The sequence below is a fragment of the Nostoc sp. FACHB-190 genome (genome assembly GCF_014696905.1).
GTDB lineage: Bacteria > Cyanobacteriota > Cyanobacteriia > Cyanobacteriales > Nostocaceae > Nostoc_B.
Map to the genome: position 1 here is coordinate 190,425 of NZ_JACJQW010000004.1, position 22,623 is coordinate 213,047.

Genomic DNA, 22,623 nt, shown 5'->3' on the forward strand with positions numbered 1-22,623 from the left:
CAAAAAACTTTCTTGCCTCTCCAAACAGTCCTAAATTAATTGTGAAACTTTTTCTTTCCTCCCTTTGCGTACTTTGTGTACTTTGCGGTTAGATAAAAAACTCCGTTCACAACTCACAAGGATTGCTATAACTTCCAGATAATAAGTAAATTAGCAAATATACCTTGTCACGTCCTCACCACATTCATCAGCGAGGTAAGACAAAGCCCGAAAACGTAAGCCAACAAACTCATCATAGAGAGGATTAAGCTTACACAAAGCCGGAATATGATAAGTCCGTCCAAATAAACTAATATTTCGCTCAAAAGGGCAACAGCAGGGAATAACCTGACAGATGAGATGAGCGAAGCGATTATTTTTAACATTAATTCCGTCCACAAAACGACGCAGAGGATTAAGTAGAGGAGACTTTTTATAGTTAGGTGGATGGTAATTAACGTGAGAATGAGCGTGATTGATGCTGTCCATGATAGAGAAAACGAATCAAGGGATAGGTAGGTTGAAAAGTAAAAGGTAAAAAGTCAAAAGGCAAAAGAGTAAATTTCTTTGCCTTTTACCTTTTGACTTACTTAGCTGTTTTTAACAAACCAGCTTGTAGCAATTTCTAGCGAATCAAGTCGAAGGAGATATCGGTCTTACCAGTGATGTTGGTGCTGCGATCCATTTCATCCAACAGGGTGTTAACAACCCAGTTGAGGATATTTAGACCACCTTGGTAGCCAAGGGTAGCATAGCGGTGTAAGTGGTGGCGATCGAAGAGAGGATAACCAATCCGCACCATTGGGATTTTGGTATCGCGCCACAGGTACTTACCGTAAGAGTTACCGATGAAGAAGTCTACAGGCTCGGTGAACAACAAGGAACGGAAGTGCCACAAGTCTTTTTGAATCCAAACTTTAGCTTCTTTACCGAATGGGCTAGCAGCGAGGATAGCTTCCATTTCTTTCTTGAAGGTTTCATCACCGTTGTTGCAGAGGATGTGTACTGGTTCAGCACCCATTTCTAACAAGAAGCTGGTGATGGAGATGATCAAGTCGGGATCGCCGTAGATAGCGAATTTCTTACCATGAATCCAAGCGTAGGAGTCAGTGATAGCATCAACTAAACGACCGCGATCGATTTCCAATTCTTCAGGAATCGCTTTACCAGTCAATTCAGAGATAGCAGTCAAGAACTCGTCAGTACCTTTAACACCGAAGGGACGTAGAACTTTTGTTTCTTGCTTCCATTGAGTAGAGATATACTCACGGGTCTTAGGTGTGGTGTAAGCTTGGAGAGCTACTGTTGCCTTAGCGTTGATAGAATCAGCAGCATCTTCTAGCTTTGTACCACCTGGGTACATATCAAATTCACCAGTGTTGGGTGAATCGAAGTAGTCGCTGCTGTCAGACAGAATGGTGTAGTCAACACCCATTGCATTCAACATCCGCTTAACTTCGCGGTTGTTACCAACGTATGTATCAAAACCAGGAATAATGTTGATTTTGCCATTGCTGGTAGCTTTTTTCTTGCCTTCTGTCAGGTTCAACAGAATTCCCTTCATCATGTTGTCGTAACCAGTGATGTGGGAACCTACGAAACTGGGGGTGTGAGCAAAAGGTACTGGGAAATCTTGAGGAATAGAACCAGCATTCTTAGAGTTGGTGATGAACGCCCCTAAATCGTCACCGATAACTTCAGCCATACAGGTGGTGCAAACAGCAATCATCTTAGGCTTGTACAGTTGGTATGAAACTTGCATACCTTCAATCATGTTGTTCAAGCCACCGAATACTGCTGCGTCTTCTGTCATGGAAGAAGAAACTGCGGAGCAAGGCTCTTTATAGTGACGGCTGAGGTGGGTACGGAAGTAAGCCACGCAACCTTGAGAACCTTGAACGAAGGGAAGAGTACCTTCAAAACCCAAAGCAGCAAACATTGCGCCTACAGGTTGACAACCTTTAGCGGGGTTAACGGTTAAAGCTTCACGAGCGAAGTTCTTTTCCCGGTAGTCCCAAGATTTTGTCCATTCAGAAACTCTTTCAACTTCTTCAGGAGGATGTGCGCCTTCAAAGTTCTTTCTCTTGTTTTCAAATAGCTCGGTGTATTCTGGCTGTTTGAATAGATCAACGTGGTCTACAATTCTGTCTGGATTCTGAGGCATTTGTGTATCTCTCTACGCTTGCTTGTTGGTGTAGTAATTGAAGTGTTGGGAGAGCCTGGGGACTTCGCTCCTCCCCTGGGGAGTCACGAGTGATGAATCATGAATAATGAATAAAAGTCTTCATCCAGCATTCAGCATTCACCATTCTTCCCTAGGTTCCTGGGGCGACAAACCCCAGGCTATCCGTTTGATTCTTGGGAATGAATTAAGCAGCAGCCTTAGCTTTGGTAGCAGCTTTCTTCCAAGGAGCGCCAATCAAATCCCAAGTTGGGCTGTTGAGGGCTAAGTCCATATCACGAGCGAAGATAGCGAATCCGTCATAACCGTGATAAGGGCCGGAGTAATCCCAAGAGTGCATTTGACGGAAGGGAAGACCCATTTTTTGGAAGGCGTACTTCTCTTTAATACCGGAAGCGATTAAATCAGGCTTCTTAGCTTTAACGAATTCCTCGAATTCGTAAGCGGTAACGTCATCGTAAATGATGGTGGCGTTATCGATATAGTGGGTGGTACGTTTGTAGTCGTCGTTGTGAGCGAATTCGTAGCCTGTACCGACAACCTTGATACCCAAATCTTCAAAAGCGGGAACAACGTGGCGAGGACGTAGACCACCTACGTACAACATTACGGTGTTACCTTCCAAGCGAGGACGATACTTTTCAAGTACCGAATTCATCACTGGTGTGTACTTAGCGATGACTTTCTCAGCGTTTTCTTGAATCTTAGAGTCAAATTTAGCTGCAATTTCGCGTAAAGATGCAGCAATCTTGGTGGGGCCGAAGAAGTTGAATTCCATCCAAGGCATACCGTATTGTTCTTCCAAACTACGGCAGATGTAGTTCATAGAACGGTAGCAGTGGATCAGAACTAATTTAGCAGCAGGGCCTTGAATCAACTCGTTGAGTGTACCGTCACCAGACCACTGAGCTACAACACGCAAGCCCATTTCTTCTAATAACATCCGGCTTGCCCAAGCATCACCACCGATGTTGTAGTCACCGATTAATGCTACGTCGTAGGGGCTTGGCTCGAAGTCGATTGTGTTGTTTTTCTTAGCTTTGTCAAATTCAGGGAAAATCCAGTCACGGATAGCGTCGTTAGCGATGTGGTGGCCTAAAGACTGAGATACACCACGGAAACCTTCGCAACGTAGGGGTACAACTGGCTTACCAATTTGCTTAGAAGCTTTTTTAGCAACAGCTTCGATGTCATCCCCGATTAGACCGATGGGACATTCAGATTGAATGGAGATACCACGGCTGAGGGGGAAAAGAACTTCTAGTTCTTCGATGATTTTGGTGAGTTTTTTGTCACCACCGAATACGATGTCGCGTTCTTGGAAGTCGGAGGTGAAGTGCATAGTACCAAAAGAGTTGATACCTGTTACACCTACGTAGTAGTTACGACGACCAGACCAAGACCAGTAACCGCAACCTACTGGGCCGTGGCTGATGTGGATCATGTCCTTAATAGGCCCCCAAACCACACCTTTAGAACCTGCGTAAGCACAACCACGAGCGGTCATTACACCAGGAATGGATTTGATGTTAGACTTAACGCCGCAATCGGATTTGCTTTCTTCGTGGACGTTGAGGTGTTTTTCGCGTTTTTTGCGAGCTTTTTCGGGATAGGCTTGCAGAACTTCTTTAATTAGTTCCTTATTTTCATCTACAAGATTCTTGTTTTCTGGAGGTGTCATAGTCTGCCTCGGTAACAGTTAAAGATGGGGAAATCAGGGAAAAAGGGAGAGGAGAAGAATGAAGGCTGAAGGCTAAAGCTGAATGAAGGGAATTTTCATACTTCACACTTCATACTTCATACTTTCCTTGTCTCCTAATTAGGGAATTACTTACTTGGTAGCTTCTGCGGGCTTACCGATGATTTCTGCGTGCTTAGAATCGTCATCGAGAATACCGTATTCGATCAACAGTGCTTCTAGTTCATCCATCTCGATTGGTGTAGGAATGGTGAGCTTGTCGTTGTTGATGATCTTCTTAGCTAATGCACGGTATTCGTTACCTTGAATGCTGTCTGGTGCGTACTCGTTAACGGTCATCCGACGCAATTCAGCGTGTTGAACGATGTTGTCACGAGGTACGAAGTGAATCATTTGGGTGTTCAAACGTTCAGCCAAGTTTTCGATCAGTTCAGCTTCACGGTCAACTTTACGGCTGTTACAAATCAAACCACCTAAGCGTACACCACCGGAGTGAGCGTATTTCAAAATACCACGAGCGATGTTGTTTGCAGCGTACATCGCCATCATTTCACCAGAGGTAACGATGTAGATTTCTTGTGCTTTACCTTCACGGGAAAGAGCAGTGATATGCTCTTAATAGCTTAAAATGTTCATTTTTAACAATGTTTGCTGTCATCAATGTCAATGATGGACAGTTTTTTTATTAGGGTAAATATAGGGTATGAACAGAACACAGGAAGCATTTGCCGATTTTCAACAAACAGCCATCACTGATGGAGGATATTTAGGCAGAATGCAAGCAGTCACAAATCAAGAAAATCACCTGGCGGAAAAATTGGCAATCGAGTTAAAGGCGGTAAATGCCAGACTCAAAGCAGCTAGGGTAAATGTCTCCGTTAGAAAATCTGGTAAAGCACTACAACTGAGAACTACCCTACCCATTAAACCAGGAGATATTGATAAAAACGGTATAGGAACAAAGCAATACGACATTTCTTTGGGTATACCGTTTAATTTTGATGGATTAAATACTGCGGAAGAAGAAGCTCATGAGTTAGGAAAGCTAATAGCAAGAAAACAATTTCAATGGAATGATAAATACTTAGGCAAAACGCACAAAAAAACTACAGGAAAAACAATTGGTGATTTGATTGCAGATTTCGAGAATAATTATTTCCAAACTCGAAAACGTACTTTGAGAAGTGAAAATACATTTAATAGTTATCGCTATATTGCTCAAACGCATTTGCCCAAGGATAAACTAGCAAACAACGCCAATTTTATTGAAGCTGTAAACTGTTGTAATTCATCCGATAGTGTTAAAAATGAGTTAATTAAAGTTATTAGGGTTTTATGTAAGTGTTCTGGTTTGGAAGTTCCAGAATTAAGTAATCTGAAAATAAAACCAGCTGCTCAACGAAAGCGTGATATACCTACTGATGCAGAAATAGAACAGGAATATCTCAAGTTTGAGAATTATGCCCTGAATCGTCCCAGTAAATTGCTGACAAGGGAAGATAGAAGTAATTGGAAGTTATGGCGTTGGGTATATGGAATGTTAGCTACCTATGGATTAAGACCTAGAGAAATTTTTCTCAATCCTGATTTAGATTGGTGGTTATCATCAGATAATACAATGAATACTTGGCGTGTGAATGAAGAATGTAAAACAGGGGAAAGGGAAGCTTTACCTTTATATCCCCGTTGGGTGGAAAATTTTAACTTAAAAACTGACACAGAAGCCATCGAGTTATTGAAAGCAAAAATCCACAACAAAGTTTCTAGTCAACAGATTAATTCGGCGCGACACGGTACAGACCGATGGTTTAGATTTGTCGGTATTACTTTTCAACCCTATGATTTACGTCACGCTTGGGCTATTAGAGCGCATTTAATGGGAATACCAATTAAAGCTGCTGCTGATAATTTGGGTCATTCTGTGAATATGCACACATCCATTTATCAAAAATGGTTTAGTTTGGAAAATCGTAAGGTTGCTATTGAAGAGGCGATTAAGAAAAAGTCTAAGGTGCAAGAATTACAAGATATGGTGATTGAACTTCAGCAGGAAAATGAGAAATTGAGATTGGAAAATGAGAAATTGCGGTTACAAATAGAAAATCAAGAGTTAATACGGATAATCAATTAAATATGTATCGAGCAAGCCGAGTTCCGATATAATTGTTGGTAACGGGGTTAATTTTTTATGGCAAATATCCAAAGGAATAAATCAAATAAATTTAAGGTAAGGAATTTTATTAATTATGCCTTATAGTCAATTTACTAATATTAGTAAGGTTAAAGAAGCTTTTGGGCTAAAAACACAGGAAGGCGGACGTTTTATTCCTGAAATCGATAAAATCGAGGTATCGACTACGTTAAAGGCGTATCTGGAAGAAAGTATACCACTTGCTTCTTCTGCTAGTGAAAAAGCACGTTCAGAAGGTATTATTTATCCAATATTGTTAGAAGTAAGAAGGATATTAAATCGGCAAATTAGCTTATTTTCGGGTGAAGATTTTACAGTTGATGAATCAGTTGGACTTAATGGAATGTGTGATTTTTTATTAAGTCGTTCCACTGAAGTATTAGAAATAGAAGCACCTGTACTTGTACTTGTTGAAGCAAAAAAGGCTGATTTAAGAACTGGGTTTGGACAATGTATTGCAGAGATGGTGGCTGCACAAAGATTTAATGCAGCAAAAAATCGTTCAATTGCGACTATTTATGGTTCGATTAGCAGTGGTACACAGTGGCGATTTCTCAAGCTAGAAAATGATTTAGTAACTATCGATTTGCTAGATTATCCCCTCCCACCAGTGGAAGAGATTGTGGGTATGTTAGTTTGGATGCTGCAAAATGGATGATAGATGTTAGCTTAATAAAAATCTGTAACCTGAACTGAATCTATGACCATACAAATTAGTATTGAACTGCCAAATGATGTGTTTTCTGCTCTCCGCAGTAACCCAGAAACTTTTGTTCAGGAAATGCGTTTAGCTGCGGCTGTCAAATGGTATGAGGTTGGGATGCTTTCTCAATCTAAAGCTGCGGAAATTGCTGGAGTGAGTCGCCATCAGTTTCTAGAAGCATTGCATCGCTATAATGTTTCACCTTTCCAAGTAACTCCCGAAGAATTAGCCGAGGAGTTAGAGCGTGACTAGACGATGGGTTGTAAATTCTTCGCCATTGATTGTACTTACTAAGATTAATCAGGTTCATCTGCTGTTTGAACTCTGCGATGAAGTTATTATTCCTAGTGGTGTGGTTCGGGAAATCTGCGTTGCACCAGATAATGACCCGGCAAAACTCTGGATTTTGAATGAAGGATCTGGCTATGTTCGAGATGTAGAACAAATTGAACCCATGATTGCAGCATGGGATCTTGGTTTGGGAGAAAGTCAAGTTCTTACCTGGATACATAACAACCCAGGCTATGAAGCAATTTTAGACGATCGCGCTGCAAAAATAGCCGCACTTGCTTTAGGGATGCTGACCAGGGGAACTTTAGGTGTAATTTTACTAGCGAAACAGGAAGGTAAGATAGAAGCTGCTAGACCGATTTTTGAACAACTAATTCAGGTTGGTTTCAGAGTGAGTACACAAGTTGTGGAGTCAGCACTGAGGTTGGTTGGGGAGTAGTGCGATCGCTTTCCATCCTAGTTGATTTTTCCTCCTATCTAATTTTTTCGCCACAATCAGATGTATTTCTTGTCCATCCTTCAACTGACTAGCTAACTCAGGTGAAACAAAAGCATCTCCAACAAAACCAAATCCATTTGGATGTAACCGCAAAACGCCAACCACAAGATAAATATTTTCTGTTTGGCGAAAAGGAACTGCAAATATTTGGTACGGATTAATGCGATCGCGGTGTCTTGCACATATCATTTCTATAGACATTCCAGGTTTCATAGTTTGTATAACCGGAAAATCAGTGTATGTGAGTGTAAATTGCTTTTGTGGATTTAAGTAAATAAAAGCTTTTCCTTCGTGATGGTGATCAACAATTCCATAGATACGCTCTAACTGATCAAAATGAATACCTGACTGACGTTTTTCCATCAAAACTACAGTTCGATGTTCATCAGTTTCATCAACGGTTACTGTGACTGGCTCACCGATTTCAAGATTTACGTTATTGAGCAACCCTCGTGCTGGACTGGCTAATTCTTGAGAACATCTGTTAGATAATAACCCAAATTTGGCCATTTGCTTACCACTTTGGGTTGTAAATATACCAAGGAAGTTAGCACTATAACGTGGACAATTTACCCAAATTACTTTCTCTGCATCAGCAGCTAAGTCTAATAAAACTTCTTTTGCAGAGATAATAACTTTTGCCTGTGAGTACCAATCAGCCTCTAATAACTCACGCAGCGACTGAGGAATTTTCCATTGGTTCTGATTACGAGTAGTAAAAGCTTGATCAGCAGCCCATTTTGCTAAGGATATTTTACCTTCATGAGCAGCAAGTCGGCTGAGATCCTCAAAGACACCAACACCAAAATTCAAATCATTACAAGTTAAGCAAGCTTTTGCATAAAGAGCCAAGGCTAGTGAGGTATCAGAATTTTCTACAACCTTACCCAACGCACGCCAAGCCCAAAATTCATTACGTTTTACTTGAATAAATGATAGCAAAAGAGTTTTAGCTTCTTCTAATCGACCTAACTGTTTCAGCAATAAAGCTTTATGATAGTGCAACCATTCAGGCTTTTGAACTTCTGCTTGCAAAAGTGCATTATTGATTAGTAAGATGGAAAACTCTTGCAGATCAGAATCTCCTTTCCAACCTTGAGCAATTTTTCCTGTTTCCCTTGCTGCTTTTTCAATCAAAGGTTCAAATATCTTATCGCTTTGCTTTTCTACACGGTAGTCTTCTATCCTGAAACTTTCAATCCCAGCCCACTGCATAAACTTGGGAAAAAATTCTAGCTCCTTTGGAAACCTAATAGTTTGAGCCAATAAAAGACTAAAAAGAAGATCAGGTCGAGATAGTTTGAGAGCCGCATACTTTCTGAGAATTTGCCTAATCTCTTCACTGTGCTTTTCACTAATGGTTGTTTTAGGTTGATGTGCTAAATTAACTATATTTTTGATTTTTTCATAAATAACCCAGCCAATACTATTACGTAATTTTTCATCTTCTGGATATTCTTTCAGTAGCTCATATCCTCTTGAATAAGCTTCTTCTAAACACCCTTCTTTTCTTAAAGCTGTAACTTCTTGATATGGTTGCATGACTAAATTTCCAAGGCTATACGAACCGCTTCCATAATTTCATTGTTTGAATATTTCAATGGAGATAACCTTGTTATAAATCCATCTCCATCATAGGTAATTTTTAATTTTAGATTACTATTTTTTGAAGTTAAGTAATAAATCTCTTCATAATTATTATGCTCTATTGCTTGAATTAAAATTTTATATTTATCTAATTTATTCTGGATTAATTTATATATATCTTGTTGAATTTTAGTAGCACATACAATTTCCGATGAAATAAAATTACGTACTTTCTCGGCAAAATCAGGAGGATCAGACTTTATTGTTTCGGCTCTACTGATTTGATATTTTCCATTATAATAAAAGCGTATTGAGCAATATGCTGTGACGTTTTCTGCCTCAAAACTATAAATTTCCTGGTAATTGTGATGATTGTAAGATGTGATTTTGATACCTTGAGCATCTAACTTCTTTTTGATATACCAATAAAAATTTCTCAACGCTACTTCTGGAATATCAAACTCTATAATATTCTCTATACCTATTTCAGCATTAGGATCAAACTCTATAAAATTACAGGGATAAATAGAATCAATCTTGCTATTACTAGCATCCCATATTGCTCTGTCAAAAGGTGTTATTGAGGGAATATTTGATAAAATTAGTTTATCATTGGCTATAGAAAACAAAGTATAAACCCAACGAAAATAAGTCTCATTTGTTTTTCCTTGATTAGTATCCATATTTGCAATTACAGTCCTAAATTTCTGCCCTTGCGCTCGATTAACTGTTAGTGCATATCCAAATCTCAACTGTGCTGCGTTCAAGTAAGGATCACCTCGCAAAAAATTAGCTAAAGCAACTGACTCTTCATAGTCTGATTCTTCTATGTTTGTTGTTTCTAAATTCTGCAACTGCTTAAACCTTGTCTTTGCAGAAATGTAAAGTGCTAAAAGAGTATCTTTATCTATTTCAGGTTTTTCAGCGTATAAATAGTCTTTTAAGCACAGAAACTCTATCTCTTGATTATTATGAAGTAAGCGTACTCGAAGATGAATAAAGTTAACTTTAATTGGCTCATCTCTCCCTTTGAGGGGTTGTATTAATGGCTGAATATCTTCTTTAATTTTTATAACTTCTGCGAAAGAATCATTTGGAACATAAATTGAACTATCTGGAATATCATCATTTTTCACAAAAAAACTATTATGGATATTAACGATGTCTCCACAGGCTATATTATGATCCCTTTGAAAAAATTTTTGCCGAATCCAATTATTAATTTCGTTTACTTTTACATGAGAGTAAGCTAAAAACTTAGTGGAGTTTGATTCTTGGTCAAACAAAGACGTTACTAATTTATACTTCTCCTCTTTTTCTTTTGGTGATGCTAGACACTGTAAATTATCTGTCATTATATGAAGATAATTAAAATTTTTATCTCTTATGCTACTTGCCAATTCTAAAGCATTTTTAATAAGCAAACTATTCTGATTTTCAGAAACAATATATTCAAGATAAACTGTTTTGACTGGACAACCAGTAATAGCGGTTACACGTTCAGAACATAAAGCTGATTCATCAATTTTACCTCGTGTGATTTGAAATGGATCACCAATGAAAATAATTTGTCTATTTGAATTATTGAGGTCAAGAAAATTACATAAATCCGTAAGAAGTTGTCCACTACCATAACGCCTAAGATTAGCTTCAAAATTTGCGTCAGAAATTAAATGACTATCACCAATAATATACAAATGTCTGTCATTATTTCGATTTTCAATTAATTCATAAATAATTTTATCTTGTTTGATTTTAGGATTTCCTGAATAAATACAAGTATAAATACTCTCTGCTTCTGAAACAGGATACTGGGAAGCTATACGACGGTTTGGTGCTAAAAGTGAATAATTTCTCCCTTGCCTTAAGGCTTGATGAGCAATAACTTTGAAGAATGCTTCTAATCCAGTTCCAATCATTCCACTCAGAATTAAAATTTTTTCTGAGGATTCCAAAAATTTGTTAATTTGTGACAGAGGAGATTGGAGATATTCTGGTAATTCTATCTCTGGAATATTATCGTCTTTAAACTGAGGGGTAACAGCTTTATAACCTCTTCCTATTGGGATATACTCAGGAATGCTAAAAAATGACACTATTGTTTCTAAATCGTGATGAGTCAGATCAATTTCACGACTAGTGATTTGTGCCATTCGTTCCGTCACATGATCAATATCAACTATATGAAACCAGGGGGAGATTGTACCTGGTAACTGTAATTCATCAAAAATGATAGGTTTATGAAATAATGCTAACCCAGATATATGTCCAAAATTTGGTTGTCTACCGGATGGTAAGTTAAGTCTTCCTTTCAGAAAATCAAGCAATGCAAACTTATTATGTCTAATCTGCAAATAGGGATTTTCTTTATTCCCTCCTTTAATTTCCACATTATCTGCAAACCATTTTCCATTTTCAGAAAAATGGATATTTCCTCCATAGTCTTTAAAGTCGATGACGGTAATACTTTTCCTTTTCAAAATAGCCGCATCTATTTCAGAACCATTACAGTAAAAGTTTCCCAGTAGGATTAACAGTTCTTCTGAATCAGCCCAGTTTTGTTTTAATTCTTTCAGCAACGCATCAAAGATACGGTTTTCATGCGTTGTCTCAAAAGGTTGTGTGCGATAAGTACGGATAACCATTTATAAAAGCAAGTTTTCGGGAAAACACTAATAGCCTAAGTATTATACAAGTATAACTTCTATTGTAATAACTCATGCGTAAGTTATACAGATTGTGTAACTTATTCATCAAAAATCATGTATTACTATTGACGTAAGGGATAATATAGGGTAGACAAAAGAATATAATCAGACAAATAACTAGTTTATTAAACTTTTTCCAGGGAAAAAATAGGGCGGGAAAAATCAAAGTTATAACTCAATTGCATCATCAACAACTTTAGCAAACACAGCTTTACCTTCACGGATAGGCATAGCGAAACCACCACATACAACGTCACCTAATACGTCGTAGGAAACGAAGTCTAGGTCTTGGTAAGCGCCGTTTTCTTCTAAGAAGTTAATGGCGGTGATGATACCACGACCAGCGCAACCTACACCGGGTTCTGGACCACCAGACTCTACGCAACGAACACCACGGAAACCGGTGAGCATTACTTCTTCGAGTTCGAGGTCTTCTACTGCGCCGCGTTCAGCAGCCAAGTGTAATACGGTGGTTTGAGCTTTGGCATGGAGCATCAAACGGGTGGAGTCAGCTTTAGGGTCGCAACCTACGATCATGATGCGTTGACCCATTTCTGCCATAGCTGCCAGGGTGTTTTGGGAGGTGGTAGATTTACCAATACCGCCTTTACCATAGAAAGCTATCTGTCTGATTCTTTCGTCAGTCATGGTTCTCTTTTCCTACAATTGGTTGGTTAGTGGGTCTTTGTTTTTGTTTGAGAATCTCACGCCTGTTGAGCTATGGCTGTGAGTGGTTGTAGAACGCCGCCGGTGGCGATCGCTCTACCGAAAATCGCGTTAGCATAATGTACATTCGGTTGGTTATGAAGTTGTGAAAGTTCTTTTGGTTGTCATTTGTCCTTCGTTATTCGTCATTTGTATTTCCCTAATGACCAATGACTAGTGACAAATGACCATTGATTTAGACTGCTTCTACTACAATGTCTTTGCTGATGCGATCGCGCAGTCTCGATTCAATCGCTATCTTTAAGGTGGCTGTGCTGCTGGGACAAGAACCGCAAGCACCTTTGAGGATGACTTTAACAGTGTTTCCTTCGATGTCGTACAGTTCTACATCTCCACCGTCTGCAATCAGGACGGGTCTGACTTCTTCATCGAGAACTTTTTGAATTAGGGCAATCTTTTGAACGTTTGTTAGTGGTCTTGTGGCTGTGGCTATTTGACCTAATTTAAGAATTTCTGGAGCTTTTATGCCGTTAATGCTGTTTTTACTGGCTGTGGCGACTTCCTGCTCTACATCTTTAATAATATCATCAATTTTTGTTAAACAGGAACCGCATCCGCCACCAGCTTTGACATAATTTGTTACCTGCTCCGCAGTCGTAAGGTTATTTTCTTTCACTACGCGGCGAATTTTTGTATCAGTGATACCAAAGCAGGAGCAAATTAAAACGCCTTCATCATCGTCATCATGGGCAGCCAAAGGAATGCCACGATAATTATAAATTGCGGCTTCTAGGGCTTCTTGACCCATAACTGAGCAGTGCATTTTGGCTTCAGGTAAGCCACCAAGGTAATTGGCAATATCTTTATTAGATACCTTCAAGGCTTCATCTAAAGTCAAACCCTTAACCATTTCGGTCAATGCACTCGAAGAAGCGATCGCACTGGTACAGCCAAAGGTTTGGAAACGTGCATCCAGAATCTTATCAGATTCTACTTCTACTTTCAGGTGGAGTCTTAAAGCATCACCGCAGGCGATACTTCCTACTTCTCCCGTTGCAACCTTAACTCCAGGTTCACCCGTTTCTTCGATGACTCCCTGATTCTTGGGATCGTAAAACAGTTCTAATACTTTATCTGTGTAGTCCCACATATTTTAAGTGCTGAGTGCTGAGTGTTGAGTGCTGAGTGCTGAGTGCTGAGTGCTGAGTGCTGAGTAAGATATTCTTCCCTTACACCCTTACACTCTTACACCCCCACTCCCTAATTAACGATGTGCTAGTGTTTGTTCTTGAGATTGCAACCAACCCGCGTCGTCGTTTTTGAATGGCGACAGAGCGCGGAGACGTTCTACAATTTCGGGCATGACTTCAATGACGCGATCGATTTCAGCGTCGGTGGTGTAGCGACAAAGGCTGAAGCGAATGGAACCATGCAAAGTAGTGTATGGTAAACCCATTGCCCGGAGAACGTGGGATGGTTCTAGTGAACCGGAGGTGCAAGCGGAACCAGATGAGGCACAGATATTGTGTTTATTTAACAAAAGTAGGATTGCTTCACCTTCGATATATTTAAAACCGATGTTGGTGGTGTTGGGCAATCTATTTTTGATATCGCCGTTAACTTCACAATCAGGGATTTTAGCGAGGAGAGTTTGTTCCAGGCGATCGCGCAACTTTCTTTCTCTCGCAGTTGCTTCTTCTAAATGCAGCAATTCCAACTCGGCTGCTTTTCCTAAACCAACGATACCTGGAACATTCTCTGTACCCGCGCGGCGACCGCGTTCTTGGTGTCCACCAATCAACAGCGGCCGGAATCTCACGCCCCGGCGCACATACAACGCGCCAATCCCTTTGGGTGCGTGAATTTTGTGACCAGACATAGTTAACATATCTACTGTGCTGGTCTTCATGTTCAGGGGAATCTTACCCACTGCTTGCACTGCATCGACGTGGAACAGTGCGCCGCGTTCTTTGACGCGCAATCCAATCTGCTCAATCGGGAAAATCGTACCTGTTTCGTTGTTAGCATACATGATGCTCACCAAGGCGGTATTCCCAGTCAGGGAGGCTTCTAGTTCATCTAGATCCAACTGCCCCTGACTATTCACCGAAAGATAAGTAACACTATAACCTTGGGTTTCTAATTGTTTGCAGACATTCAGCACCGCCGGATGTTCTACTTGGGTGGTGATGATGTGGCGCTTTTCGGGCTGGGCTAACAAAGCGGCGCGAATGGCTGCGTTATCTCCCTCGGTTCCACAACTGGTAAAAACAATTTCTGATTCATCTGCACCTAAGAGGGCGGCTAGTTGTTCCCTGGCTGTTTTCACTGCTTTAGCCAGTTGACCGCCAAAGGTGTGCATACTTGAGGGGTTGGCATAATATTCGGTTAAATAAGGCATCATTGCCTCTAAAACCTGTGGGTCTACCTTAGTAGTCGCATTATTATCTAGATAAATGACGCTCATTATTTATACCCCTAGGATTTCACCCTGATGCTTTTGCATTTGTTCAGAGAACTTCTGAGAATAACAGTCAAACCAACGTTCCCAATAATCTTGTTTTTTTGTTAACTTCCCGACGACACGGTTATATTTAGCAAACCAGCTTTCCCAATAATCGTTTGTTTCTTTAACGCAACCATCACAGGTGGGGCAACCAGCTTTGCATTGAGGTACTGTGTGAATAGTACCAACACAGTCTGTGCATAGTTCAGAATCAATCCAGTGGCGTGAGCCTTCTACTTTAATTGCGCCGGTGGGGCATACAGACTCACAGAGATTGCAGGAAATACATTGGCTGGTAATCTTATAAGCCATGATTATTCTCCTTGCGAATGAGGGGAGTGGGGAGTGGTGAGTAGGGAGTGGGGAGTGGGTAGTGGTGAGTGGGGAGTGGTCAGGGAAAATTCCCTATTGCCTGTTCCCTACTCCCTATTCCCTATTCCCGATTCCCTAATTCTTTGACGTACTGTTCGTAAAACTCTAAAGCAACTTTCTCGATTACGTCGTAAGCTTCAACGGTCTGTATGCCAGCTGCGTGCAATTTTTCTTTGGGACAGTTGCCAATTTTAGAAACCAATACTGCTTTACAATCTGCAATTGTCTTCATGATATTCTCTGCGGTGGCGGCTTCACCGTATCCACCTTGACAATATTGATCAATTTTGCGGTGACTGATAAAGCGGACTTCGTGGCCGTCAACTTCGTAAACTTGGAATTCTTTGACATGGCCGAAGTGTTGGTTCACTAAGCCGCCGCCTTTGGTGGCGACTGCAACTAAGATTTTAGGATTGTTGGCTGCTTGCTGTGTGCCAGCTTTTGCCTTTTCTTTGGCTGCTTTAATTTCTTCTCTAAATTTCTCAATACCTTCGTGAACTTCTTGGCGTTTGCTGAAGTCGTACTCTGGTGTCATTTCCAAGAAATTTTCTTTGGTGAATTCTTGGCTGCGGTCTTCACCTAACAAACCAATGGCATCTGCACGACATTGACGGCAGTGGCGCATCATTTTCATGTTGCCGGCGCATTGGTCTTGAACGGTTTTGAGTTCTGTTTGTGTGGGGCCGCGTTGACCTGTTAAGCCGAAGTGTGTGCCGTGTTCTGGTGCAGAAATCAAAGGCATGATGTTGTGTAGGAATGCACCATGTTCACGAATGGCTTTGTTGACTTCTACTAAGTGTTGGTCGTTGATTCCGGGAATCATCACGGAATTGACTTTGCACAGAATGTCGGCTTCTCTCAGAGCTTGTAAGCCTTCTAACTGCTTTTCGAGCAGGATTCTAGCTCCTTCAATGCCTCTGTAACGCTTGCGCTTATAGTGAACCCAAGAGTAAATCTGTGCGCCGATTTCTGGGTCGATGGTATTTAGGGTGATAGTAACGTGATCTATATTTAGTTGTTTAATGCGATCGATGTATTCAGTTAACATCAAACCGTTGGTTGATAAGCACAGTTTGATATCTGGTGCTTTGTCTGCAACCAACTCAAAGGTGCGGAAGGTTTTTTCGGGGTTGGCGAGGGGGTCGCCAGGGCCAGCAATTCCTAAAACTGTCATTTGAGGAATTTTGCCAGCAATTACTAATGCTTTGTGGGCTGCTTCTTCGGGTGTGAGTAATTCGCTGACTACACCAGGACGGCTTTCGTTGGCGCAGTCATATTTGCGGTTGCAATAGTTGCATTGAATGTTGCAAGCAGGTGCAACTGCAACGTGCATTCTGGCGTAATGGTGGTGAGCTTCTTCGCTGTAGCAGGGATGTTTAGCAATACGCTCTTGGAGCTTTTCGTCCATTTCCACGGTGGCGCTGCTTTTGCTGTCGCATCCGCAACCACCAGATTTTGCTTGGGTTGGTGTCGATTCAGTAACGGAGGAGCCTGTAACCTGTGGTGTCATTGAATTTCGCAAATGTCGGTGGACTAAGCTGCCACTGTGGGAGATGCAGTTGCTATTTGATTTGCCTTAGTAGAATGGAAGTCACGACTCTCACACTGCCCGCAGGAGTGCATCCTTTGGTTGTAGCAAAGCGACTTGGTGGGCAACTTTGCTGATGATGGCAGGCTATGAATCCTTGTGTTCCGGCTGGTGTGTGTCAACTTTTCGGTTTTGGGTAGAGTTGGTGTGGAAAGCCGTGACTTCAATTCACCGAGGCATGGTGCTATCTCATCCCTCCACTCACTTTTGGCTCTCTGTTTTGCTTTGAGCTTTAAGTGATTGGCGATATATGATTTATAGCAGCCGTTGTTGAGCAGGGCTGGTGGTTATTTTTGGATAGAATTTATTGGATTTATTAGATTTGTACTCAAATCTGGAAACCTTGATATTGAGCTATCAAAAAATTTATATATTTTATTTTTGGGTAGGGGTTCTAGTATTTTTAGGTCAGGGTTCTTGTATTTTTAGAGTGGGGTTTAGGATTTCTTTGTACTCAGCTATAACCCAATCTCAGCAAAGTTTTGAGGCAATTTGCTGCTGATTTCGGGATACAAAAAGTTGTACTCAACTGTCCCTTAAATCCTGCTCAAAACCGCGACGGGTAAAGGATTTAGGGGGAAAAACTGGAGTAGATTTGTTGGTACTACTCCAGATACGTGCGAAATTCAATTCTGTATACAACATATCATTTTTTTTTAGAGAAAAATGTAATTCATATTTTCTTAAGTTTTATCAGTTTAATGAAATTAAATCGCACTGAAAAGTATGATATTGTTGGGTTTTGCGGTTCTTGTCCGAGTCAAAATTAATGAATATCAGTTGCAAAAATTAATTTTTTTATATAAAAAGTAAAATATTTTGATATGCAAATAGAAGCATATTTAACAGATAGCATAAAAAGTTAATTACGGCACAAACTGGGGGCGATCGCTACAAATTCCCACACATCACCAGAACTTACGCACAAAGATTATCTGTGGAGATTGGGTGTAAGGGTGAAAGGGTTTGGGGGGTAAGGATTTTGAATCAGTACACCCTTATACCCCTGAACCCCTACACCCTCGCCAAAACCCTTGATTTTTCGTTTTGATGCGTAAGTCCTAATCGCAATAGAGGCTAGTTTTCTACGCTTTCCAAAAAATCATGATAATATGGTTGTTTTATTTTTACCTTGGTTTAAGGTAATACATTTATCTACGTAATATTTCTGATATAAAATTTATGCAGAAAAAAGCACTTATTTGTGGGGTTTCAGGTCAAGATGGGGCTTATTTAGCAGAGTTACTCTTAAATCAGGGATACATTGTCTGTGGAACTTCACGAGACGCGCAGATGTCCTCGTTTAGTAATTTAGTGCGTTTGGGTATCCGTGATCAAATTAAATTGGCTTCGGTGGCGTTGACTGATTTTCGTAGTGTTTTGCAGGTTTTGACAAAAATTCAGCCTGATGAAGTTTATAACTTAGCGGGACAAAGTTCTGTGGGTTTGTCTTTTGAACAACCAGTGGAAACGTTAGAGAGTATTGCTACTGGGACTTTGAATTTATTAGAAGCGATTCGTTTTATTGGTGCGCCGATTAAACTTTATAATGCTGGTTCTAGTGAATGCTTTGGAAATACGGGTGAACAGCCAGCCGATGAAGATACACCATTTCGGCCGCGCAGTCCTTATGGTGTGGCTAAGGCTACGGCTTTTTGGGAAGTGGCTAATTACAGAGAAGCTTATGGTTTGTTTGCTTGTTCTGGTATTTTATACAACCATGAGTCACCGTTAAGACCAGAAAGATTTGTCACGCAGAAAATTATTTCTGCGGCTTGTCGTATTGCTAAAGGCGAGCAGAATCACCTTTATTTAGGTAATATATCTGTTCAACGTGACTGGGGTTGGGCTCCTGAGTATGTTGAGGCGATGTATTTAATGTTGCAACAAGATGAGCCAGATGATTATGTAATTGCAACTGGCGAAACATCAAAACTAGAAGATTTTGTTGCAGAGGCTTTTGCTTGTTTAGGGTTAGATTGGCAGGAATATGTGACTACTGATGGTAGTTTATTAAGACCTACAGATATTGTAATTGGCAGAGGCAACCCAGCCAGAGCTAAAGAAAAGTTAGGATGGCAAGCACAATACATAATGAAAGATGTAGTGCGAATGATGATAGAAGATAAGCAAAAAGATTATTTGTAATTTCAAGTTGCAATGTCTCAATTTTGTAGAGATGTTGTATGCAATGTCTCTACAACGATTCATTATACTGGTGCTGATGCGATCGCCCTTGAAAAATCCCTAGTACAACAAGGCAAAAGGAAAAAGAAAGAATAACGATACTACAAGCCTTGTAGCAATTTCTTATAGTCTGTTTATTTACGCCGACCTGTACTAGTCATCTTGCTGCTCACCAATATCCATCATCTCTCCCTTGTCCCCCTTGTCCCCCTTGTCTACCTTGTCCCCCTTGTCTACCTTGTCCCCCTTCCCTTGTCCATATAACGGGACGGGGTTAAATCATCCTAAACTCGGAAATGGCGGCTGAGGCTGGTGTATATACTCGTAATTAAAATCTCTGCGGATGCGGGTATTATGCTTGATTGGTTAGTTATCTGGGGAGTTGCTCAAGGTGCGGGTTTGATTGTTAAACCAATTTTAGAAGACTTAGCCAAAGATGCGGCAAAAGATTGGGCTAAGGATATATTAAAAGGCATTCCTGGGAAGGTTTTTGAGAAACTGCAAAAGGAAGATATTGAAATTGCTGCGGGTAAAGCGTTGAAAGAGTTTTTACAACTGATGCAGCAGCAGTTAAAGGTGCGGTGTAAACTGCGGGAAGATGAAATTAAAGAATATACCGGGGATATTAAGAAATTTATTAGTGATAAATCTGTCAAAGAAACTCTTGGGAAAGCTTTTGATATTAACTGCGAAGATTTGAGTTATGAAATTTTAGCAGAGAGTTGGCAGCGACTCCAACTCAAAGCGTTACCAGATAAATTTAATTGGCAATCATTAACCGAGCAGTATTTTAACCAAGTTCAAGAATTGCTTTTAGAATCGAAAGAATTACATTCTATTTTAGAATTACAAAAATTATCGAGTATTGACAAACATACGAAAGAGATTGCTGGTGTTGTTGCAGATTTTAACTTAGTTAAATATCAAGAAGCTATCCGGGAAAGCTACGGTAATTTAAAGTTAGATAGTTTAGATACAACAGGCTACACCTATAACGAACTGAAGTTATGGCGAATGTTTATTGCTCAAAATGTGCGGGAGGTGCATCAAGTTTTACCGCAAGTACATGAACTGCCAAAAGAACATTTGAGACGATTGCGGGAAAGTGATCAATTAGAGGCGGAAATTGCAGCCGAAGAATTAGAAAATCACAAACGGGTTTATTTAGAGCAACCGATACGTTCTGTATTAGATGTTGTGAATGAAAGGCAGATTTATAAATATATTGTGGTTTTGGGTGATCCTGGTTCTGGTAAGTCTACATTATTGCAGTATTTAGCTTTGAATTGGGCAAATTCACCACTAGATAATGTTATCTCATTACCAATTCCGTTGCTGATTGAGTTACGCACTTATATGCGGCGGCGTGAAGATCAAGAATGTCATAACTTTCTTGAATTTTTTCATAAATGTAGCGGTGTAATGACTCATCTAAATCAACATCAACTGCATGAACAGCTAAAAGCTGGTAACGCTGTGGTGATGTTTGATGGTTTAGATGAAGTATTTGACCCTGGTAAGCGGGAGGATGTGATTACTGATATTCATCGCTTTACTAATGACTATCCTAATGTGCAGGTGATTGTCACTTCTCGCGTGATTGGTTATAAACCGCAACGCTTACGCGATGCTGAGTTTCATCATTTTATGTTGCAAGATTTAGACTCAGAACAAATTCAAGATTTTATTTACCGTTGGCATGAATTAACTTTTAGTGATGAAGTGGATAAAGTTAGGAAACGGGAAAGATTACACAGAGGAATTGAAGCTTCTAAAGCTATTACTGAACTGGCGGGAAATCCTCTGCTATTAACGATGATGGCAATTCTGAATCGGAATCAGGAATTACCTAGAGATAGAGCAACACTTTATGAGCAAGCATCGCGGGTATTGCTGCATCAGTGGGATGTGGAACGTGCTTTAGTAGAAGATCATCGACTAGACAATAAAACCATTGATTATAAAGATAAACAGGCAATGTTGCGTCAAGTTGCTTATAGTATGCAAACCAGTGATAAAGGTTTAGCGGGTAATTTGATTAGCGCCAGTCAATTAGAAAATATTTTGGCCGCATATTTAAGAAATTTAGAAATTAATCAACCCAGACAAGCCGCAAGGGTAATGATTAATCAACTGCGGACTCGTAACTTTATGTTATGTTTCTTGGGGGCTGATTATTATGCCTTTGTGCATCGGACTTTTTTAGAATATTTCTGTGCTTGGGAGTTTGTTTGGCAGTTTGAGAAGGAACGCAGCCTTTCAATTGAGAATTTCAAAACTGAAGTTTTTGGAAAACACTGGCAAGATGAGAGTTGGCATGAAGTATTAAAACTAATTGTGGGTATGATTGAGCCTAAGTTTGCTGGAGAAATTATTGAATATTTAATTGCACAAAACGGTAAACAAGAAAAATTTACTAATATATTTTTGGCTGCTGATTGTTTAGCAGAAGTCAGAAAGCGAAATCAAATAATTTCAGTAGATAATCAATTATATAAACACATTGAACAATTAATATACTACAGCCATTATGACTATAACTATTATGATTATATTTACGACTCTGAAGGTAATATATGCGATGTCATAAATGAAAATTATGAAAGAGAAATTACAATTGATATTAATACCAAAGCAGTAGAAAAACTAGGAAGAATTTGGAATGAAAATCCAAATACCTTATCTATGCTTAAAAAAATTGCTTTTAATGGGGAAGATATAGAGCAATCTGTCGCAATTGCAAAAGTAGCAGAAAATTTCAAAGATGATGCTGAGACTTTGCATTGGTTAAAGAATGACTGTATGGAGCATGGAGGTGAGATAAATATACAAGCGGCAATAGCAAACGTAGCATGGCATTTTCAAGGAGATACAGAAACTTTGCCTTGGTTAAAAACTTTAGCTTCTGAGGATGAATATGAATATACAAGATGCCAAGCTGTGAGAGCGATAGCACGCCATTTTAAAAAGGAGTTTGATACTTTATTATTTCTCAAACAATGCGCTCAAAAAGATGATTGCTGGACTGTACGATGTCAAACACTAAAAGAGTTAGCAAACGGATGGAAAGATGATCCTAGTATGTTTAAATTTTTCTATGATATTACGCTAAATGATCCATTCAAACGGACTAAAGATGAAGATGGACATGAATATATTGAAGACAACCCGCGCCAAACTGCACTAGAAATAATTATCAAACAATATCCCCAGCATCCCCAGACTTTACCACTGTTGCGTGACAGAGCCGAAAATGACCCAGATGAGCAAGTGCGGGAGTACGCTGAGAAACAGTTGAAACGGTGGCAAGGGTGAACATAAACTGAGGTTATGCCCAAGAAAATTAGAGAACTCAAAAGCTTATTGCTGCAAGCTGGGTTTATATCATATCTGCCACATTACTTACGATATGTCATTGCGAGTGCAGCGAAGTGGAGCGAAGCAATCGCCAAGACCCTGCGATTA

Annotated in this window: 17 protein-coding genes and 1 pseudogene; 7 read left to right on the forward strand and 11 right to left on the reverse strand. The window is 40.0% G+C overall.

What is annotated here, in order from left to right; all coding sequences use genetic code 11:
- Positions 1–150: 150 nt before the first annotated feature.
- The 4 genes and pseudogenes from H6G28_RS07195 to H6G28_RS07210 all read right to left on the reverse strand — a co-directional run.
- A complete protein-coding gene (locus H6G28_RS07195) occupies positions 151–468 on the reverse strand; it encodes a Mo-dependent nitrogenase C-terminal domain-containing protein (RefSeq protein ID WP_190589861.1) in 318 nt (105 codons plus the stop codon).
- 136 nt (positions 469–604) lie between these two features.
- Positions 605–2,143: a nitrogenase molybdenum-iron protein subunit beta gene (gene nifK / locus H6G28_RS07200; protein ID WP_190669944.1), complete on the reverse strand. Its 1,539-nt coding sequence runs from the start codon at positions 2,141–2,143 to the stop codon at positions 605–607.
- A 205-nt stretch (positions 2,144–2,348) separates the two neighbouring features.
- Positions 2,349–3,842 carry a nitrogenase molybdenum-iron protein alpha chain gene (gene nifD / locus H6G28_RS07205; RefSeq protein ID WP_190669946.1) on the reverse strand — a complete coding sequence of 498 codons (1,494 nt, stop codon included), beginning with the start codon at positions 3,840–3,842 and terminating at the stop codon, positions 2,349–2,351.
- Between the two features lie 150 nt (positions 3,843–3,992).
- Positions 3,993–4,454: pseudogene (locus H6G28_RS07210) on the reverse strand (NifH family ATP-binding protein); the annotation flags it as partial.
- Between the two features lie 109 nt (positions 4,455–4,563).
- Between H6G28_RS07210 and H6G28_RS07215 the strand changes: the two are divergent.
- From H6G28_RS07215 to H6G28_RS07230, 4 genes are all read left to right on the forward strand, one after another.
- Positions 4,564–5,991, forward strand: coding sequence for an integrase (locus H6G28_RS07215; RefSeq protein WP_190669947.1), 1,428 nt, complete (start codon positions 4,564–4,566; stop codon positions 5,989–5,991).
- Between the two features lie 115 nt (positions 5,992–6,106).
- On the forward strand, positions 6,107–6,709 hold the full coding sequence (locus tag H6G28_RS07220; protein WP_190669949.1) for a hypothetical protein: 603 nt from the start codon (positions 6,107–6,109) through the stop codon (positions 6,707–6,709).
- 42 nt (positions 6,710–6,751) lie between these two features.
- Positions 6,752–7,006, forward strand: coding sequence for a UPF0175 family protein (locus tag H6G28_RS07225; RefSeq protein ID WP_190669951.1), 255 nt, complete (start codon positions 6,752–6,754; stop codon positions 7,004–7,006).
- A complete protein-coding gene (locus H6G28_RS07230; protein ID WP_190669953.1) occupies positions 6,999–7,484 on the forward strand; it encodes a PIN domain-containing protein in 486 nt (161 codons plus the stop codon). Before H6G28_RS07225 ends, H6G28_RS07230 begins: the two co-directional genes overlap by 8 nt.
- On the opposite strand, the gene H6G28_RS07235 is transcribed toward H6G28_RS07230, so the two are convergent.
- The 7 genes from H6G28_RS07235 to nifB all read right to left on the reverse strand — a co-directional run bounded on the left by H6G28_RS07235 (position 7,458) and on the right by nifB (position 16,893).
- On the reverse strand, positions 7,458–9,086 hold the full coding sequence (locus tag H6G28_RS07235; protein ID WP_190669955.1) for a DUF7017 domain-containing protein: 1,629 nt from the start codon (positions 9,084–9,086) through the stop codon (positions 7,458–7,460). The genes H6G28_RS07230 and H6G28_RS07235 overlap by 27 nt on opposite strands.
- Before the next feature lie 2 nt (positions 9,087–9,088).
- Positions 9,089–11,776, reverse strand: a complete 2,688-nt coding sequence (locus H6G28_RS07240; protein WP_190669956.1) for a nuclease-related domain-containing protein — start codon at positions 11,774–11,776, stop codon at positions 9,089–9,091.
- 231 nt (positions 11,777–12,007) lie between these two features.
- Positions 12,008–12,487, reverse strand: coding sequence for an AAA family ATPase (locus H6G28_RS07245; protein ID WP_277880572.1), 480 nt, complete (start codon positions 12,485–12,487; stop codon positions 12,008–12,010).
- 253 nt (positions 12,488–12,740) lie between these two features.
- Positions 12,741–13,655 (reverse strand): Fe-S cluster assembly protein NifU, encoded by a 915-nt coding sequence (gene nifU / locus H6G28_RS07250; RefSeq protein WP_190589865.1) that lies wholly within the window; start codon positions 13,653–13,655, stop codon positions 12,741–12,743.
- Positions 13,656–13,769: 114 nt separating this feature from the next.
- Entirely contained in the window at positions 13,770–14,972 is a 1,203-nt protein-coding gene (gene nifS / locus H6G28_RS07255) for a cysteine desulfurase NifS (protein ID WP_190589866.1), read from the reverse strand.
- Between the two features lie 3 nt (positions 14,973–14,975).
- On the reverse strand, positions 14,976–15,323 hold the full coding sequence (locus H6G28_RS07260) for a DUF362 domain-containing protein (protein WP_190589867.1): 348 nt from the start codon (positions 15,321–15,323) through the stop codon (positions 14,976–14,978).
- Positions 15,324–15,444: 121 nt separating this feature from the next.
- Complete coding sequence (nifB, locus tag H6G28_RS07265; protein ID WP_190589868.1) at positions 15,445–16,893, reverse strand: nitrogenase cofactor biosynthesis protein NifB; 1,449 nt, start codon at positions 16,891–16,893, stop codon at positions 15,445–15,447.
- A 1,260-nt stretch (positions 16,894–18,153) separates the two neighbouring features.
- On the opposite strand from nifB, the gene H6G28_RS07270 reads away from it, so the two are divergent.
- The 3 genes from H6G28_RS07270 (at position 18,154) to H6G28_RS07275 (ending at position 22,473) form a co-directional block, all read left to right on the forward strand.
- Positions 18,154–19,119: a GDP-mannose 4,6-dehydratase gene (locus H6G28_RS07270; RefSeq protein WP_190669958.1), complete on the forward strand. Its 966-nt coding sequence runs from the start codon at positions 18,154–18,156 to the stop codon at positions 19,117–19,119.
- A gap of 12 nt (positions 19,120–19,131) precedes the next feature.
- Positions 19,132–19,254 carry a hypothetical protein gene (locus tag H6G28_RS37310; protein ID WP_277883223.1) on the forward strand — a complete coding sequence of 41 codons (123 nt, stop codon included), beginning with the start codon at positions 19,132–19,134 and terminating at the stop codon, positions 19,252–19,254.
- Positions 19,255–19,512: 258 nt separating this feature from the next.
- On the forward strand, positions 19,513–22,473 hold the full coding sequence (locus H6G28_RS07275; RefSeq protein WP_190669960.1) for an NACHT domain-containing protein: 2,961 nt from the start codon (positions 19,513–19,515) through the stop codon (positions 22,471–22,473).
- Positions 22,474–22,623: the final 150 nt, after the last annotated feature.